This window comes from Thermobacillus xylanilyticus (assembly GCF_907165215.1).
Classification (GTDB): Bacteria; Bacillota; Bacilli; order Paenibacillales; family Paenibacillaceae; genus Thermobacillus; species Thermobacillus xylanilyticus.
In genome coordinates this window covers 60548-77526 of record NZ_CAJRAY010000024.1, presented here as the reverse complement: position 1 = coordinate 77526, position 16979 = coordinate 60548, and the positions used below count along the sequence as shown (strand labels likewise).

16 protein-coding genes and 1 riboswitch are annotated in these 16979 nt (G+C 61.2%); of the genes, 1 reads left to right on the top strand and 15 read right to left on the bottom strand.

From position 1 onward, the window contains the following. Positions 1–149: 149 nt before the first annotated feature. The 9 genes from KJQ12_RS05335 to purE form a co-directional block, all read right to left on the bottom strand. A complete protein-coding gene (locus KJQ12_RS05335; protein ID WP_052330039.1) occupies positions 150–1358 on the bottom strand; it encodes an IS4 family transposase in 1209 nt (402 codons plus the stop codon). A gap of 266 nt (positions 1359–1624) precedes the next feature. Next, positions 1625–3262 carry an amidophosphoribosyltransferase gene (gene purF / locus KJQ12_RS05330; RefSeq protein WP_213483783.1) on the bottom strand — a complete coding sequence of 546 codons (1638 nt, stop codon included), beginning with the start codon at positions 3260–3262 and terminating at the stop codon, positions 1625–1627. After that, entirely contained in the window at positions 3244–5490 is a 2247-nt protein-coding gene (purL, locus tag KJQ12_RS05325) for a phosphoribosylformylglycinamidine synthase subunit PurL (RefSeq protein ID WP_213483782.1), read from the bottom strand. Before purL ends, purF begins: the two co-directional genes overlap by 19 nt. Continuing rightward, positions 5468–6163 (bottom strand): phosphoribosylformylglycinamidine synthase subunit PurQ, encoded by a 696-nt coding sequence (gene purQ, locus KJQ12_RS05320; protein WP_213483781.1) that lies wholly within the window; start codon positions 6161–6163, stop codon positions 5468–5470. The genes purL and purQ overlap by 23 nt, the downstream gene beginning before the upstream one ends. Before the next feature lie 4 nt (positions 6164–6167). Continuing rightward, the gene (gene purS / locus KJQ12_RS05315; protein WP_015255894.1) at positions 6168–6410 is read right to left on the bottom strand and encodes a phosphoribosylformylglycinamidine synthase subunit PurS; all 243 of its coding nucleotides are present in this window, start codon (positions 6408–6410) and stop codon (positions 6168–6170) included. Then, a complete protein-coding gene (locus KJQ12_RS05310; RefSeq protein WP_213483780.1) occupies positions 6407–7330 on the bottom strand; it encodes a phosphoribosylaminoimidazolesuccinocarboxamide synthase in 924 nt (307 codons plus the stop codon). The genes purS and KJQ12_RS05310 overlap by 4 nt, the downstream gene beginning before the upstream one ends. An 8-nt stretch (positions 7331–7338) precedes the next feature. Further along, positions 7339–8646, bottom strand: coding sequence for an adenylosuccinate lyase (purB, locus tag KJQ12_RS05305; RefSeq protein ID WP_213483779.1), 1308 nt, complete (start codon positions 8644–8646; stop codon positions 7339–7341). 9 nt (positions 8647–8655) lie between these two features. Next, positions 8656–9843, bottom strand: coding sequence for a 5-(carboxyamino)imidazole ribonucleotide synthase (gene purK, locus KJQ12_RS05300; RefSeq protein WP_213483778.1), 1188 nt, complete (start codon positions 9841–9843; stop codon positions 8656–8658). Then, complete coding sequence (purE, locus tag KJQ12_RS05295) at positions 9840–10322, bottom strand: 5-(carboxyamino)imidazole ribonucleotide mutase (protein ID WP_015255898.1); 483 nt, start codon at positions 10320–10322, stop codon at positions 9840–9842. Before purE ends, purK begins: the two co-directional genes overlap by 4 nt. Positions 10323–10603: 281 nt before the next feature. Next, a riboswitch (purine riboswitch) is annotated at positions 10604–10705 on the bottom strand. A gap of 365 nt (positions 10706–11070) precedes the next feature. Between purE and KJQ12_RS05290 the strand changes: the two genes are divergently transcribed. Continuing rightward, on the top strand, positions 11071–11631 hold the full coding sequence (locus tag KJQ12_RS05290; RefSeq protein ID WP_213483777.1) for a DUF7010 family protein: 561 nt from the start codon (positions 11071–11073) through the stop codon (positions 11629–11631). Between the two features lie 40 nt (positions 11632–11671). Here KJQ12_RS05290 and KJQ12_RS05285 read toward each other — a convergent pair whose 3' ends face one another. From KJQ12_RS05285 to KJQ12_RS05260, 6 genes are all read right to left on the bottom strand, one after another. Then, the gene (locus KJQ12_RS05285) at positions 11672–11968 is read right to left on the bottom strand and encodes a nucleotidyltransferase domain-containing protein (RefSeq protein WP_015255900.1); all 297 of its coding nucleotides are present in this window, start codon (positions 11966–11968) and stop codon (positions 11672–11674) included. Then, complete coding sequence (locus KJQ12_RS05280; protein WP_244860440.1) at positions 11961–12386, bottom strand: HI0074 family nucleotidyltransferase substrate-binding subunit; 426 nt, start codon at positions 12384–12386, stop codon at positions 11961–11963. The genes KJQ12_RS05285 and KJQ12_RS05280 overlap by 8 nt, the downstream gene beginning before the upstream one ends. A gap of 118 nt (positions 12387–12504) precedes the next feature. Beyond that, positions 12505–13581 (bottom strand): alpha/beta fold hydrolase, encoded by a 1077-nt coding sequence (locus KJQ12_RS05275; protein WP_213483776.1) that lies wholly within the window; start codon positions 13579–13581, stop codon positions 12505–12507. 245 nt (positions 13582–13826) lie between these two features. Next, positions 13827–15146: an ABC transporter substrate-binding protein gene (locus KJQ12_RS05270; RefSeq protein ID WP_015255902.1), complete on the bottom strand. Its 1320-nt coding sequence runs from the start codon at positions 15144–15146 to the stop codon at positions 13827–13829. A 112-nt stretch (positions 15147–15258) separates the two neighbouring features. Beyond that, positions 15259–16095, bottom strand: a complete 837-nt coding sequence (locus tag KJQ12_RS05265; RefSeq protein WP_213483841.1) for a carbohydrate ABC transporter permease — start codon at positions 16093–16095, stop codon at positions 15259–15261. Then, on the bottom strand, positions 16095–16970 hold the full coding sequence (locus tag KJQ12_RS05260) for a carbohydrate ABC transporter permease (RefSeq protein WP_213483840.1): 876 nt from the start codon (positions 16968–16970) through the stop codon (positions 16095–16097). Before KJQ12_RS05260 ends, KJQ12_RS05265 begins: the two co-directional genes overlap by 1 nt. Between the last annotated feature and the right edge of the window lie 9 nt (positions 16971–16979).

Here is a 16979-nt window from a genome sequence, read left to right as displayed (position 1 = left end):
GCTACCATTGGATTCCTTATAAAGGAGGTTTCGTCTATACCAACAAAGAGAGCAAAATATTTACATTTGCATTTCCTGGTCCAGCGCCAAAAGGTGAATGACGCCATAAACGTAGAGCATGTTACCAGGAAATGTAAATCTCGGTTGTGCTATTTCACAATCAGTCGTGCCGGTTTTAGCTTCAGCGGATGCTTGCGTGGTCGGCCTCGCTTGCCTTTCTTCACGCGCCCTCTGCTGGTGCGACTCGGCTGACGATTCAACGCCTGCAGAAACGCTTCCCAACTCAGGCTCATGTAAAGCCTGAGCAACCGGAGCACTTGCCATGGTGTACGCGTTGTTCCGGTCATGTGTTTGACGATGAGCACCAGCGCGTAGGCCGTCAGGGCAAGGTACATCTGCGTCCAGACCGCTTCCGGATCATAGCTGTACAGTTTCACCAGCTTCAGATGGCCTTTGATCCATTTGAAGAACAGCTCGATCATCCAGCGGTGTCGGTAGACTTCGCAGATTTGCTCCGACGTAAGGTCTTGCACATTGGTGAGCAAGCGGTACGTCTTGCCCTGGTCATCGGTGAATTCCACCAGGCGAAGGTCCGCTGTTTTCACCTCGTGGTTCCATCGGAACGCCATGCGGACATCCGCATCGCGCAACACCTTCGCCCCTTCCGGAACCGGCCGTTCGCGCAGGATCTCCACCCTGTTGCGCTGCTGGATGCGCGCCACAAACCGCTTGTTTTGCTCGGTCCAGCGCGCGAAGTTGCCGTACACGATATACCCGCGGTCCATCACATGGATGGCATCATCGTCCACCACCAGATCCATCACGACTTCGGAGTCGGCTACATCCGCCGTGGAAGCGATGATTCGCTCCGGGTAAACCGTGTCGGGATCGGTGACGATGAGCCGGGTATGCATCTTCACCGCATTTTTGTGTTTCGAGCAGTACGCCCAGCGGCCGACAATTTCCGGCAGAGCGAGCTCCGTGGAATCGATGATGCGCAGTCGGCCGAGTCCCGGGATGCCCTTGCCGTCTCGGGTGAGCTCTTGCAGTTTGCAAACGGCATTTAGAAACAACTGCTGGCAGTAGATGTACGGCAAGGTCCGCAGCTTGCGGGAGATTTGGGACTCGCTGATCGACGGAAGCCCGAGGTACTCTTGAAGCACGCTTGAGGAACGCAGATGTTCGGTGATGACCGCATAGCTGCTGTGTTGCTTCAACTGAGCTTCGATCATCAATTTCACGAAAATTGCGACCGTGAGCTTCTGCGTGCGAAAATCTAAGAAATCATGGCGTTTGCTATCGATGTCGAGCAAATCGAGACATTTACAAATCACCTGGTCGCTTGGTATGTTACCCATGCGTTTGACTCCTTTGTTGTGGAGTAGGGTAACATGCCTACACCTCAACAATAGGAGCTTTTTTATGCCTTGAACAGGTGAAATGCATCTTTATCTTGCAGAAATAGGAATTTATTCAACCTAACTTTCTTGATGTGAAGTTTGATGCAACGCTAGTGCGTTCACAGGCAATTAGTGGAAATATTTTCGCCTATCTCCGGCAACTCCGCCTATTCGGATGAAATAGAAGCAAACTTTTCTCTTATTCACAACGATCGTTCGACCGCTCAGCAACTGCACGTCCGCGAAGGCTTCGCGAACTCGATCGGCGTCGGATAGTCGTTGTCGAAGCACGCCATGCACATACCGCCGTTGATCCTGAGCGCCGCCTCGAACTCGGCCGGGGTCAAACCCGCCGCTTCCAGTCCCTCCAGCAGCGACGGATTCAACCCCCGGCCGCCAGCCGCGGCCGAACCGGCTCCGCCGCCGACGCCGGCGCCGACCGCAACGGCCGCCCCCGCGCCGACGCGGCCCACGACCGCCTCGATGAAACCTTCCTTCGAGAGGAACTGCAGCGAATCCGCATTGATCGCCTGCCGGATCTCCTCCACCGTCTTCTCGGACGCGATCAGGTCCTTGCGGTCCGGCGTGTCGATGCCGTAGAAACACGGGTTCGCGAACGGCGGCGACGTGATCCGCACGTGCACTTCCACGGCGCCCGCCTCGCGCAGCAGGTTGACGATCCGCCGCGACGTCGTCCCGCGCACGATCGAGTCGTCGATCATGACGACGCGCTTGCCTTCGACGACCCGGCGCACGGCCGACAGCTTCATCTTCACGCCCCGCTCGCGCAGCTCCTGCGACGGCTGGATGAACGTCCGGCCGGTGTACTTGTTCTTGATCAGCCCGAGCTCGTACGGGATACCCGTCTGCTCCGCGTAGCCGATCGCCGCCGAGATGCTCGAGTCCGGCACGCCGGTGACGACGTCGGCGTCGACGAATGATTCAAGCGCGAGCCGGCTGCCCATCCGCTTGCGGGCCGCGTGCAGGTTGATCCCCGCCACATCCGAGTCCGGCCGGGCGAAATAGATGTACTCCATCGCGCACACCGCCCGCCGTTTCAGCGGCGCGAACCGCTCGACGCGGATGTCCTTCCCTTCGCCGAGGATGAGCATCTCGCCCGGATAGATGTCGCGCACGAACTCGGCGCCGACCGTCTCGAGGGCGCATGTCTCCGAGGCGAACACGTATCCGTCGCCGAGCCGGCCCATGCAGAGCGGGCGCAGCCCGTTCGGGTCGGAGGCGGCGATCAGCTTCGTGTTCGTCATGATGAGGAACGCGAACCCGCCGACGACCCGCTGCAGCGCCGCCTTCACCGCGTCGACGAAGTCGAGCGGCGAGCGCGCGATCAGGTGCGCGATCACTTCCGTGTCGCTCGTCGTCTGGAAGATCGACCCGGCCGCCTCGAGCTCCGCCCGGATCTCCGGCGCGTTCACGAGGTTGCCGTTCGTCGCGACCGCAAGGTCGCCGTCCCGGTACTTGAACACGAGCGGCTGCGCGTTCGCGAGCGCACTGCTGCCCGACGTCGAGTAGCGGACGTGGCCGATCGCCCGGTCGCCGGACAGTCCGTCGAGCGCTTCCTTCGTGAACACTTCCTTCACGAGGCCCATGCCGCGGTGCGCCTTGAACGACTCGAACGGCCGCGCCGAGTCGACGGTGCAGATGCCGCAGCTTTCCTCGCCGCGGTGCTGCAGCGCGTGCAGCCCGTAATAGGTCAGCGCGGCGGCGTCCGGGATGCCGAACACCCCGAACACGCCGCATTCTTCACGCACTTTGTCGAACAGGTCTTCCCGTCCGGCGCCTTCATTGTAATAGCTTCCATCGGCCCAAGACTGAACCAGACTGCTCAGTTCTTCAGCAGACATGGGATCGCTTCCTTCCAGACCTTCTGCAGTTCGGCGACCGGCGCCGCGATGCCGTCTCTTCCGTTCACCCGCACAACAAGATCCGATCCTTCAACCTTGCCGAGCACCGCATGCGCGACGCCCTTCTCCGCCAGCAGCGCAACCAATGCATCCGCCTTCTCCGGCTTCGCCGACAGCAGGATGCGCGACTGCGACTCGCTGAACAGCGCGACATCGGCTCTCAGCGATGTCTCGACGTTCACCACCGCGCCCAGACCGCGGCCGAAGCACGACTCGGCCAGCGCGACCGCGAGGCCGCCCTCGGACAGGTCGTGGGCCGACGCAACGAGCCCTTGCCGGATCGCTTCCAGCACGGCGCCCTGCACCCGGGCCTCGACTTCGAGATCAATCTGCGGCGGACGGCCTTCCGTCTTGCCGAGCACCGCGTACTGCAGCTCGGAGCCGCCGAGTTCGGCCCGGGTCTCGCCGACGAGCACGATCACGTCGCCCTCGGCCTTGAATTCCTGCGTCGTAATGTGATCCAGATCGTGCACCAGACCGACCATGCCGACGACCGGTGTCGGGTAGATCGCGCCTTTCTCATTCTCGTTGTACAGCGACACGTTGCCGCCGATGACCGGCGTGCCCAGCACCCGGCACGCTTCCGCCATGCCGTCCGTCGCCTTCTCGATCTGCCAGAACACGTCCGGCTTCTCCGGGCTGCCGAAGTTCAGGTTGTCCGTGATCGCGAGCGGCTCCGCGCCCGAGCAGACGACGTTCCGCGCCGCTTCCGCGACCGCGATCTTCCCGCCGACTTCCGGATCGAGGTAGACATACCGGCCGTTGCCGTCCGTCGTCATCGCGAGCGCCTTGCGCGTGCCGGGCACCTGGACGACCGCCGCGTCGGAGCCCGGGCGCACGACCGTGCTCGTCCGCACCATGTAGTCGTACTGGTTGTACACCCATTCCTTGCTCGCCACCGACGGCGATGCCAGCACCTTTTTCAATGCGCCGGTCAGATCCGCAATCTCCTCGAACGCCGTCGTGTCCACGTTCGCGAACGCGCGATAATATTCCGGCTCCTCCGACCGCTGGTGGTACACCGGGCAATCGTCCACCAAAGCCTTCACCGGCATGTCGGCGACGACTTCGCCCTTGTGGAACAGCCGCAGCCGGCCGTCGTCCGTCACCTTGCCGACCTTCGCGCAGATGACGCCCCACCGTTCGAAAATTTCCCGCGCCTTCGCTTCATGCTGCGGTTCGATGACGAACAGCATCCGCTCCTGCGACTCCGACAGCATCATTTCGTACGGCGTCATGCCTTCCTCGCGCTGCGGCACCTCGTCCAGGTACAGCTCGAGGCCGTTGCCCGCCTTCGCCGCCATTTCCGCGCTCGAGCAGGTCAGCCCGGCGGCGCCCATATCCTGGATACCGAGCACGATGCCGGACTGAATCAGCTCCAGGCACGCCTCCATGACGAGCTTCTCCATGAACGGGTCGCCGACCTGCACCGCCGTCCGTTTCTCTTCCGACTCCTCGGTCAGCTCGACGGACGCGAACGTCGCGCCATGGATGCCGTCGCGGCCGGTCGCCGGTCCGACGTAGAACACCGGGTTGCCGACGCCTTTCGCGACGCCGCGCTGAATTTGGTCGTGGTCGATCAGGCCGACGCACATCGCGTTGACGAGCGGGTTGCCCTCGTAACTCTCGTCGAACATCACCTCGCCGGCGACCGTCGGAATACCGATGCAGTTGCCGTAGCCCGCAATGCCCGCCACTACATTTTCAAACAAATATTTCACCCGCGGGTTGTCCAGCTTGCCGAAGCGCAGCGAGTTGAGCAGCGCCACCGGACGCGCGCCCATCGAGAAAATGTCGCGGATGATGCCGCCGACGCCCGTCGCCGCTCCCTGGTACGGTTCGACCGCGGACGGGTGGTTGTGGGACTCGATTTTGAACACGACCGCCTGGTTGTCGCCGATGTCCACGATGCCCGCGCCTTCGCCCGGACCCATCAGGACGTGCGGACCCGAGACCGGGAACTTCTTCAGCACCGGTTTCGAGTTCTTGTATGCGCAGTGCTCGGACCACATGACGCTGAACACGCCGATTTCGGTGTAGTTCGGCTTGCGGCCGAGGAACTTGCAGATCAGGTCGTACTCGTGGTCGCTGACGCCGAACTCCCGGTAAATTTTATACTCCGCGATCTGTTCCGCCGTCGGTTCCTTAGCCGTTAACTGTTGCGCCATGCCGCTCCCTCCATGCGCTGAGTACTGATGTGAACATCCGCTTGCCGTCCGACGAGCCGAGCAGCTCGCTTACCGCCCGCTCCGGATGCGGCATCATGCCGACGACGTTGCGGCCTTCGTTGCAAATGCCGGCGATGTCGCTTACCGAACCGTTCGGGTTCTCGCCCGCCTTGTAGCGGAACACGACCTGGCCGTTCGCTTCGAGCTTCGCCAGCGTCTCTTCGTCGCAATAGTAGTTTCCTTCGCCGTGGGCGATCGGGATGTTGACGATCTCGCCCTTCGCATAATCCCGCGTGAACGGCGTCTCGTTGTTCACCACTTCGAGCAGCGCCGGATGGCAGCGGAACTTCAGCTCCCGGTTCCGGAGCAGCACGCCCGGCAGGAGACCCGCTTCGGTCAGGATCTGGAATCCGTTGCAGATGCCCAGCACGTACTTGCCTTCCTCCGCTGCCTTGCGCACCTCGTTCATGACCGGCGCGAAACGGGCGATCGCGCCGCAGCGCAGATAATCGCCGTAGGAGAAGCCGCCGGGCACGATGATCGCGTCGTAGGCGGACAGATCCGTCGCCGTGTGCCAGACGTAGTCGACCGGCTGGCCGATCGTCTCCTCAACCGCCTTGTAGCAGTCGATGTCGCAGTTGGAGCCCGGAAAAACGATGACCGCAAACCGCATCCGCTCAGCCCTCCAGTTCGAATCGGTAGTCTTCGACGACCGTGTTCGCCAGGAGCTTCTCGCACATCGCCTTCACGCGCGCCTCCGCCTCGCTCCGGTCATTCGTGTCGAGGGTCAGCTCCATGTATTTGCCGATCCGCACCTTGCCGACTTCCTTGAATCCGAGGGAATGCAGCGCGCCCTGTACGGCCGCCCCCTGCGGGTCCAGAACGTTCTCCTTGATCGTGACGTACACCGTGGCTTTCATCGCGTTTCTCCGCCTCCTGTGATCGATTCCGCCGGGTTCTCGCCGGTCAGCCGTTCGCAAATGTCCAGATACCGCCGCGTCGTCTCCTCGACGACGTGCGCCGGCAGCGGATCGGGCTTGCTGTTCTTGTCCCAGCCGCTGCCCGCCAGATACGTCCGCACCGGCTCCTTGTCCATGCTGTCGATCTCGATGTCAAGGGCCCAGCGGTCCTTCGCCCAGAAGCGCGACGCATCCGGGGTGAAAATTTCGTCGATCAGCACCACCTGGCCGTCCACCAGCCCGAACTCGAACTTGCAGTCCGCCAGAATGATGCCCCGCTCCTCGCAATAGCGGGAAGCGAAATCGTACAGTTTCAGGCTGCGCTCCCGCAGCTCCCCGGCCAGCTCCGCCCCGACGCGCCGTGCCATCTCCTCGAACGGGATGTCCTCGTCGTGGCCGACATCGTTCTTCGCCGCCGGGGTGAAAATCGGCTCCGGCAGCTTCTCGTTCTTGCGCAGGCCGGGCGGCAGCGGAATGCCGTTCACGGCCTGCGACTGCCGGTACTGCCGCCAGCCGCCGCCGGTGATGTAGCCGCGCACGACGCACTCGATGTCGATCCGCTGCGCTTTTTTCGTCACCATGATGCGGCCTTCAAGCTGCTCCGGGTCTTTCGCGACGCTGCCGAGCTTCGCGACATCGGTGTGAACGACATGGTTGGGCTGGATGGCCGCCGTCTTGTCGAACCAGAAGGCGCTGAGCGTATTCAGCACAATCCCCTTGTACGGGACCGGCGGCTCGAGCACGTAGTCGAACGCGGATATCCGGTCGGTGACGACGATCAGGTAATGCTCGCCGAGATCGTACAGTTCGCGGACCTTGCCTTTGTACACGAGCGGAGCGCCGACGAGCCCCGCGGCGGTGGGTAGCGGTTGCCGGGTCATGGCGTGCCTCAAGCCTCCTGTCCGGCCAAGCCGAGTCGTTCAAAAATCGTGTCGACATGCTTCAGGTGCCACGACGGGTTGAAGCAGTCGTCGATCTCTTCCTTCGACAGCACACTCGTGATCTCGGGCGTCTCGAGGATGATGTCGCGGAATTGGCGCTGCGTCTCCCACGCCTGCATCGCCCGCGGCTGCACCGTGTCGTAGGCTTGCTCGCGGCTGAAGCCCTTGTCGATCAGCTTCGTCATGACGCGGCCGGAGAACGGCACGCCGTAGGTGCGCTCCATGTTGCGCTTCATATTTTCCGGGAAAACCGTCAAGTTTTTAATAATGTTCCCCAGACGGTTCAACATATAGTTGATCAGCATCGTCGCGTCCGGCAGGATGACGCGCTCGACCGAAGAATGGCTGATGTCGCGCTCGTGCCAGAGCGGCACGTTCTCGTAGGCCGAGAGCATATGGCCGCGGATGACGCGCGCAAGGCCCGAAATGTTCTCGCAGCCGATCGGGTTGCGCTTGTGCGGCATCGCGGACGAGCCTTTCTGCCCTTTCGCGAACGGCTCCTCGACTTCGCGGAACTCGCTCTTCTGCAGCGCGCGGATCTCGGTCGCGAACTTGTCCAGGGACGTCGCGATGAGCGCCAGCGTCGCCATGTACTCCGCGTGCCGGTCGCGCTGCAGCGTCTGGGTCGAGATCGGCGCCGGCTTCGTGCCCAGCTTCGAGCAGACATATTGCTCGACGAACGGATCGATGTTGGCGTAGGTGCCGACCGCACCGGAAATTTTGCCGTATTCGACGCCGTCCGCCGCATGGTTGAACCGCTCGAGATTACGCTTCATTTCCTCGTGCCAGAGCGCCATTTTCAGGCCGAACGTCGTCGGTTCCGCGTGCACGCCGTGGGTACGGCCCATCATGACCGTGTACTTGTGGCGGAGCGCCTGCTCCCGAAGGATCGCGATGAAGTTCTCGATGTCGCGCCGGATGATCGCGTTTGCCTGTTTCAGCAGGTAGCCGAGCGCCGTGTCGACGACGTCGGTCGACGTCAGGCCGTAGTGCACCCATTTGCGCTCGGGGCCGAGCGTCTCGGACACCGCGCGGGTGAAAGCGATGACGTCGTGGCGCGTCTCCTGCTCGATCTCGTAGATCCGATTGATGTCGAAGCTGGCGTTGCGACGCAGTGCTTCGACGTCTTCCTTCGGGATGACGCCGATTTCGGCCCACGCTTCGCAGGCGAGCAGCTCGACTTCGAGCCAGGCGCGGAACTTGTTCTCCTCGGTCCAGATGGCCCGCATCTCCGGTCTGCTGTAACGATCCAACATGTTTTTCGTTCACACCTTCCAGATATTCGTATCGTCGATCCACGCGAGCGCGTCATCCACCGAGGAGGCGAGGACGTTCACGTGGCCCATCTTGCGCTTGGGTGCGGCTTCGCGCTTGCCGTACAGATGGAGGGACGGTTTGACATTCCGTTTCGCCGCCGCTTCGTCGGGCTGCGAGAGCCGGGCGACGACCGGCTCCAGATGCTTGCCGAGCACGTTCACCATGACGACCGGCGTCAGCAGCGCCGGATCGCCGAGCGGCAGGTTGCAGATCGCCCGGACGTGCTGCTCGAACTGCGACGTGCGGCAGGCGTCCATCGTGTAGTGACCGCTGTTGTGAGGGCGGGGCGCCAGTTCGTTCACGTACAGGCCGTGCTCGGCCGACCAGAACATCTCGACGGCGATCAGGCCGATGACATCCAGGCCTTCCGCGATCCGCACCGCCAGCTGCTCCGCTTCCCGCTGCACCGCTTCCGGCACGCGGGCGGGCACGATCGACAGGTGCAGGATGTTCTCGACGTGGACGTTCTCCGCCGCGGGGAACGTCCGGATCTCGCCCCGCGGGCTGCGGGCCGCGATGACGGACAGTTCCTTGTCGAAGCGAATGAATTGCTCCAATACGAGTTCGGTCCGCGCCTTGCTCAGGGCGTCCCAGGCCGGTTCGATCTCCGCTTCGCCGCGGATGACCCATTGGCCCTTGCCGTCGTAGCCGCCGGTCGCCGTCTTCAGCACGCAGGGGAAGCCGAAGCTTGCGGCGGCCTCCCGCAGTTCCCCAAGGCTGCGGATCTCGGCGTAAGGCGCGACGCGCACACCCGCCGCTTCGATCGCGCGCTTCTCGCGCAGCCGGTGCTGCGTCGTGTAGAGCAGCCTGCTGCCCTGCGGCACATACGATTCCGCCATCAGCATGGCGGCGACGCCGGCGTCGACGTTCTCGAACTCGTATGTAATGACGTCGGCGCGGCTCGCCAGCTCGCGGGCGGCCTTGACATCGTCGTAAGCGGCGACGATCTGGCCGGCGACCTGGCCGCACGGCGCGTCCGGCGTCGGGTCAAGCGCGACGAACCGGTAGCCCATCGCGCTGCCGGCGAGCGCCATCATGCGGCCGAGCTGGCCGCCGCCGAGCACGCCGATCGTCGCGCCCGGCAGAATCGTGCGCGGCTCCGTGCGGACGTTGGAGGTCATCGCGTCACCGCTCATAGCGTCTCACTGCTCTCGAGCACTTCGCGCTCGATCCGCTTCCGCCGCTCCGCGATGCGCTGCTGCAGCTCCGGATCGAAAGCGGCGAGGATTTGCGCCGCGAGCAGGCCGGCATTCGCCGCGCCGCTATTTCCGATCGCGACCGTCGCAACCGGGACGCCGGCCGGCATCTGCACGATCGACAGCAGCGAGTCGAGCCCGTTCAAGTTCGAAGACTTGACGGGCACGCCAATGACCGGCAGGGTCGTCTTCGCGGCGACCATGCCGGGCAGATGCGCGGCGCCTCCCGCGCCGGCGATGATGACTTTCAGGCCGCGCGCCGCCGCCGTCTCGGCGTATTCGAACATCAGATCCGGCGTGCGGTGCGCCGAGACGACCCGCTTCTCGTACGGGACGCCCAGCTCTTCGAGCATGTCGCAAGCAAGCTTCATCGTCTCCCAGTCCGACTTGCTGCCCATGATGACGCCTACCAGTGCCATGAGGTACCTTCTTTCTGCCTTATTGAGCGATTGCTTCTGACAGCCGGCATCCATGATGCCGCCGTCTGTTCATCCCATTTCAGTGTTCCCGACGATGCCGCCGGCATGAAAAAATCCGTCGCGTCTCCAGCCAGGAGCTTCTACGTCGACGGACAACGAGCCTGCGGATGCAGCGGGAAGCAGGCCTTGCCGGCAATCGCCGCCCCCTGCGCGCCATGAATCCGCGCGCAGCAGAATCCGGACAAGACAGCACAAGGCTGCCCCGTCCGGGGCAACCCGCTTCACTGTTACCGCTGGCTCGTAGTCCGGGAATTTACGGTTCCCGGGTAGAGACGTCCGGGCCATATCCCCGGACTTATACGAGCATTGATCTATGCAATTTAAAAAATGTTCAGCCTCTTACAGTGTAACAACGACTCCGGCGGATGTCAATTAAAAAGGCGAACATTTAATGTTTCAAATTTACGAACGTTCGGTTTTACGGCGGTCTGCGGTGACGCACCGCAAATGCGCGCATTCGCGGTCCGCAAGAGGCCCATGCGCCTCGCCGCAACGAAACTTGGTTCTTCCGCCGCTTTCGGTCCTTCGCTTCCACCCGCGCTTCCTTCCCAAGCTCCCGCTGGAAAACGCCTCGCCGTTGTGCTACGATCTATGCTGTGCGGCAGCGCAACACAAAAAGCCGGCTTTCTTCAACTCATATTGGAAACGCTTTCGAAACAGGCGGCTTCCCGCAAAGGAGAGACATCTCGTGGACTATCAGAAAATGACGCTGGACGAACTCAAGGACGACCTGATCCGCGTCGCCCGGGGCGGCTACCCCGTCTTCATCGCGGGCGCGCTGTATTGGCTGGCGATGGGAGTCCTCGGCCTCATCATCGAAGGCAAGACGCTCGCCCTGTGCTATCTGCTCGGGGTCGGGAGCATTTTTCCGCTCGGGCTCCTGCTCGGCCGGCTGCTCAAAGCCGACCTGATGTCGCGAAATCCGCTGGGCGCGCTGAGCGGTATCGTCGGCGGCATCCAAGCCTTCTTCCTGCCCTTGTGGATCGTCATTTATATTGAGCATTTCGAGCTGATCCCCTTCGCCATCGGGTTGCTGGCGGGATCGCATTTCCTGCCATACATATGGATCTACAGGAGCAGAACGTACCTGTTCCTCACGCTCTCGATGGCGACCGCATCGTTCTTCCTGGGCTACATTTTCGATCAACTGGCGTTTTCGGTTCTGCCCTTCGTCCTCACCGCCATCTATCTGGCGACGGCCGCCGGGCTTGCGGCCGAATCCCGCCAAGCCGCGCAACAGCCGTCCTGAGCACGCGAAAGACCCGCGCTCCGCAACGCGCGGGTCTTTCCTATTCTTCCTGCCGTTCCTTCTCGTACAGCACCACGCCGTATTTCTCGATTTCTTCTCGCAGCAGCGGGTTCGCCACCGCGTTCGCATCCACCAGATCGAACGAATACAACTCCACCGCATCGTCCACACGGGAGTGGAAGTCGGCGGGCGGCTTCCCGTTCCAATACGCGGCGAGGTCGATGTCGGAATTGTATTTGTGGGTGCCTTTTGCCCTCGAGCCGAACAGTACCAGCCTCTCAAGTGCCGGGGTATCGCTGCACAAGGCTTGCAGACGGGCGAGGATCCGTTCAGGCATCATCAAAATTCTCCCCTAACCGGTCAACCAGTTCGGCAAGCAAATTCGCGTAGCACGACCGGATGTTGGCATAGATGGCAGCAGCCATTTCTTCATTATAGACATGACTGGTCAGATTGCGGTCCGTCAACATTTGATACCACGGATCAGGGTCCTGGCCCAGCCACCCCAGTTTGTAAGCCTCCCGGAGCGCTGACTTGGGCGATGCGGTCTCGATCCCTTCATCCCGCAGCCAGGCTTTCAGCGTTTTCCAGGCCGATTCGAAGCAGAATTCAAATCGCTGGATTACGGCATCCCGCTTCATATCTTCGGGGAGACCTTCCGCCAGAAGCGCTTCCCTCAGCCGATTTACGCCATTTGATAACTGCTCCAGTTTCTTGCCCAATATCCCGTCATGACCGACATGCCCCCTGTGCACCGCTTCGACCTCCTCGCCGTACCGATTCTTCACATCCCCGGCATACGCACTCCGATCACATATCTTCTCTATGGATATTACCACAATATCCCGATTCCATCAGCTTGATACCCGCCTGTCAGCCTGTCACTTCATCCAGAAAACCGGCCAAGAGGTCGACGAACGCCTTCGGCTTGTCATAATGGATGTCATGGCCGGGGGTATCCACCTTCACGAGCCTGCCGTTCGGCAGCAGCTCCACGACGCGCTCGGCGTCCTCGTCCGTCAGCGCCGCGAGCAGCAGATCGCCGTCGTAGTTGGTGTTTGCCTTCACGAACAAGGTCGGGCATTCGATCTTCGCCAGCACCGCGGACTGGTTGTAGTCCTCGAACCAGCTGTTGTCGTAGAACGTCTCGCCGAACCTGTGATCATACGGATAGGTCATCGATTCGAACATCCGGTTGATCTGCGGCGGCAGATAGAACAGGTGCACCGGCTTGTCCGGATGCTTCTTGCGGTAGGCGACCGCGTCTTTCGTGAACCGATCCCACAGGAAGTCACCGAACATTTTCCGCCAGTAGCTGTGCTTCAAGGCATACTCGAAATAGTCCTCGATCTCGTTCTGCTGTTTGAAGTTCTCATATTGCTGGAAGCCGTATACCCAGACGTAAGTCGACTCCCTCCGGCCCGGTTCCGTGGCGAAGAACGGCGAGTCCTCGATCACAAGGCCGGTGACATGTTCGGGATAATGCGCGGCGATATACGCCGCCACCATGCCGCCTGACGAATGGCCGGAGAGCATCACTTTGCCGCCGATCACGGTCTCGATGAACTCGACGAAGTCGGCGGCCATGGCCTTGGCCGAATATTTCTCCGGGTTCCATTCGGATTCCCCGTGCCCGTGGCAGTCAACGGCGAACACATGAAACCGTTCGGACAACGCCGGCAGCGTCTTGGCGTAATCTTCCCATGTCATTCCCTGGCCGTGGATCAGGAGCAGCGGCGGATTGCCGTTCGCCGGTCCTTCCCCGTAATTGATCACCGTGCCGTCGTCCAGCGTTACCTGTTTCTCCGTGAAGCCCGCATGGCGCATCGCCTTCAGCGGCTTCTCCATATAGGTCATGTTCGTATAAAAATAAGAGCCGGCGACCAACAGCACCACGGCGAGAATCGCGCCCAGGATGATGAACGTTCTCTTCCTCTTCCTTCTCTTCATGCTCTCATTCCTTCCGTCTACTGTCTCGGTCCGGCTCATCTCATCCCGCGCTTCGATTTCGGGCTCGGGGATTCGGATGTGCGACCTTTCTGTGAACCCCGCCGGTCTGGCTGCAGCGGCTCGTGCCCGGCTGGCTGGGGGGACTGGCCGAACGGTGCGGATACCGGTTGCCGTGAGAGACGACAAAGCCGCCGATCTTCGGTCCATTTATGGCCGGAGATCGGCGACTGTTGTTTGTCGCGGGATTATTTGCTCATTTCATCCCATGCTTGCTGCAGACGCTCGAACATTTGATCTTTGTTGATTTGTCCGCCGATGTACGCTTGCATGACGTCCGCGAACTTGTTGCTGGACGCTTCGCCGCCCGGGAACTTGAACCAGTTCCAGGTCAGCGTCTTGCCTTCCTGGCTGTAGCGGATGATGTCCGCCGCCAGCTGCCCCAGCACCGATTCGTCCGCCTGGATGTTCGTGAATGCCGGGATGAATTTGAACTCTTCCGTGATGTAGCGCTGGCCGATTTCGGACGTCACCATCCAGTTCAGGAACGCCTTCGCTTCTTCCTTCACCGGCGAGTTCTTGTGCACGACCCAGTTGCTCGGCACGCCGACCGGCAATTTGTCCATCGCGTCCGCGTCGTTGTTGATCGGCATCGGCAGGAAACCGATGTTGATGTCCGGGTTCGTCTGGGAGATCGCCACCTGCGTCCAGTTGCCCTGCTGGGTCATGGCCGCCTTGCCGATGGCGAATTCGGAAACTTGCGTGTTGTAGTCCGTCTGCAGCGGGTTCGGTTGGCCGAACTCCAGCGTCAGATCGAACAGATCCGCCCATTGCTTGAACACTTCGTTGCCCGGAATCTTCTCGGTGCCGTCGTACAGCCCCTGGATGAACGCTTCGGGGTCCTTCTGCTGGGCGAACGGGATGTTGATGAAGTGGTTCCCGAGTACCCACCATTCCGCGTAGCCGTTGATGAACGGGGTGATGCCCGCGTCTTTCAGCTTCTGCGCGGCCGCCCGGAGTTCATCCAGCGTCTTCGGCGTTTCGGTGATGCCCGCCTCGGCGAACAGGTCCTTGTTGTAGATGAAGCCGTAGCCTTCCAGGTTGACCGGCATGCCATACAGTCGGCCGTCCTTGGTCATCGGCGGTTTGGCGGCGTCCACCAGGTTCGCGACCCACGGTTCGTCCGTCAGGTCTTCCAGGTGCTCGATCCACAGATCCAGTTCGCTGAAGCCGCCGTTGTTGAAGATGTCCGGTTTGTCGCCGGAATTGAACTTCGCCTTCAGCGCCGCGCCGTAGTCCGCGCCGCCGCCGACCGTCTCCAGTTCGATGTTGATGTTCGGATGGAGCTTCTCATACTCTTCAATCAGCTTGGCGAGCTGCTCGGCAATCTCGACCTTGAACTGGAACATCTTGATGGTGACTTTCTCGCCCGATCCGCCGCCGTTTGCTCCGTCCGACGAACCGGCGTTGCTTCCCGTGTCCGAGCCGCCTCCCTTGCCGCCGCACGCGGCCACGAGGAGGGAGAGAATCAGTACGAACACCAGCAACGCGAGACTTCTTTTTTTCATGTACCGTTGACCTCCCTGATGATTGATTTTGCTTGGATGCAATCCCATTGTAAAGACAACGACTTCAGGCGCTTAACCGACTTTATTGAACAAAAAAGTGGAACTTGTTGTCCTAGCCCTTGACCGCGCCGGCGGAAATGCCGGCGATGATATGCTTCTGCATCAGGAGGAAGAACGCGACCATCGGAGCCACGCCCAGCACCAGCCCCGCGAGGGCGAGGTCCCACTGCTTCGTATATTGGCCGAAGAACGAGTAGGTCTGCAGCGGTATCGTCCGGATGTCCGCGCTGTGCAGGACAAGCAGCGGCAGCAGGAAGTCGTTCCAGATCCACAGGCTGTTCAGGATCAGGATCGTGATCGTCATCGGCTTGAGAAGCGGGAACACGATCCTCCAGAACACCCCGTACGGCGTGCAGCCGTCCACAACCGCGGCTTCCTCGATCTCCAGCGGAATCGACTTCATGAATCCGTGGTACAGGAACAGGTTCAGCGACACGCCGAATCCGAAATAGCAGATGATCAGGCCGAACCGGCTGTCCATCAGCCCGACTTCGGAAGCCACCTTCACCAGCGGAATCATGATCGACTGGAACGGAATGACCATGGCGGCAATGAACAGGACGAACAGCACCCGGTTGAACACGGTCGGACGCCGCAGAATCCGGTACGCGGCCATCGCGCTGATGAGCACCAGCCCGGCGTTGCTCAGCACGGTGATGAGCAGCGAGTTCATGAACGCCCGCGGGAACTTCATGATCTCCCATACTTTCGAGTAGTTGTCCCAGCGGAAGGCTTCGGGCCATCCGGCCGCGTTGCGCATCAGGTCGCCGAAACTTTTGAGCGAGTTGACGACCACGAAATAGAACGGAACGAGGAACAGCAGCGCCAGCAGCAACGCCGCGATTTCCATGGCAAGCAGGCGCGCGTTGTATCTCTGCGTCTGCTCCATCATACCTCAACCTCCTTCCGTTTCGTGTAGATGACCTGCAGCGTCGTCACCGTCGCGACGACGACGAAGAAGATCAGCGACTTGGCCGTGCCCAGTCCATACCTGTTATTCTGGAATGCTTCCTTGTAGATATTCAGGGCGACGGATTCGGTCGAACCGAACGGACCGCCCTTCGTCAGGGACAGGTTCAGGTCGAACACTTTGAACGACCAGGACAGCGTCAGGAACAGGCAGACGGTGAACGCGGGCATGACGAGCGGCACGATGATGCTCCTCAGCATCTTCCAGCGGCCCGCCCCGTCGATTTTCGCCGCCTCGATCAGTTCCCGCGGCATGTTCATCATCGCTGCGATGTAAATGACCATCAGGTAGCCGGCCATCTGCCAGACGCTCACGATGACCATGCCCCAGAACGCGGTGGACGCCGTGCCCAGCCAGGGCAGCTTGAAGAAGCCGATTCCGGTCCATTCCCCGATGGCGGCAAACCCTTTCACGAAGATGAACGACCAGATAAACCCGAGCAGCAGCCCGGCAATGACGTTCGGCAGAAAGAAAACGGTGCGAAGCACGTTTCGCGTCTTGAGCGGCTGGGTGAGCAGAAGCGCCAGCGTGAACCCGACCGCGTTGGCGAACACGACGGCGGCCAGCGTGTAGCGCGCGGTAAACCAGAACGCGTTGCGGAATTCGCTGTCTTCAAGCAGAATGCGCTTGAAGTTGCTCAGACCGGCCCACACGACCCGGGTCGTGACGCCGTTCCAGTCCGTCAGGCTGTAGTAGAAGCTCATGAGAAACGGCACGAGCACAATAAGGCAGAAGAACAACAGCGCCGGACCGACAAACACCAGCTGCTGAACGGCATCGGAGAGCCGCTTCATTCTGTGCTG

What these genes read in the sequence shown, in the direction of transcription:
- KJQ12_RS05335 (WP_052330039.1), bottom strand. Translation starts at nt 1,358, where the DNA reads ATGGGTAACATACCAAGCGACCAGGTGATTTGTAAATGTCTCGATTTG.
- purF (WP_213483783.1), bottom strand. Translation starts at nt 3,262, where the DNA reads ATGTCTGCTGAAGAACTGAGCAGTCTGGTTCAGTCTTGGGCCGATGGA.
- purL (WP_213483782.1), bottom strand. Translation starts at nt 5,490, where the DNA reads ATGGCGCAACAGTTAACGGCTAAGGAACCGACGGCGGAACAGATCGCG.
- purQ (WP_213483781.1), bottom strand. Translation starts at nt 6,163, where the DNA reads ATGCGGTTTGCGGTCATCGTTTTTCCGGGCTCCAACTGCGACATCGAC.
- purS (WP_015255894.1), bottom strand. Translation starts at nt 6,410, where the DNA reads ATGAAAGCCACGGTGTACGTCACGATCAAGGAGAACGTTCTGGACCCG.
- KJQ12_RS05310 (WP_213483780.1), bottom strand. Translation starts at nt 7,330, where the DNA reads ATGACCCGGCAACCGCTACCCACCGCCGCGGGGCTCGTCGGCGCTCCG.
- purB (WP_213483779.1), bottom strand. Translation starts at nt 8,646, where the DNA reads ATGTTGGATCGTTACAGCAGACCGGAGATGCGGGCCATCTGGACCGAG.
- purK (WP_213483778.1), bottom strand. Translation starts at nt 9,843, where the DNA reads ATGAGCGGTGACGCGATGACCTCCAACGTCCGCACGGAGCCGCGCACG.
- purE (WP_015255898.1), bottom strand. Translation starts at nt 10,322, where the DNA reads ATGGCACTGGTAGGCGTCATCATGGGCAGCAAGTCGGACTGGGAGACG.
- KJQ12_RS05285 (WP_015255900.1), bottom strand. Translation starts at nt 11,968, where the DNA reads ATGCCTGAACGGATCCTCGCCCGTCTGCAAGCCTTGTGCAGCGATACC.
- KJQ12_RS05275 (WP_213483776.1), bottom strand. Translation starts at nt 13,581, where the DNA reads ATGAAGAGAAGGAAGAGGAAGAGAACGTTCATCATCCTGGGCGCGATT.
- KJQ12_RS05270 (WP_015255902.1), bottom strand. Translation starts at nt 15,146, where the DNA reads ATGAAAAAAAGAAGTCTCGCGTTGCTGGTGTTCGTACTGATTCTCTCC.
- KJQ12_RS05265 (WP_213483841.1), bottom strand. Translation starts at nt 16,095, where the DNA reads ATGGAGCAGACGCAGAGATACAACGCGCGCCTGCTTGCCATGGAAATC.
- KJQ12_RS05260 (WP_213483840.1), bottom strand. Translation starts at nt 16,970, where the DNA reads ATGAAGCGGCTCTCCGATGCCGTTCAGCAGCTGGTGTTTGTCGGTCCG.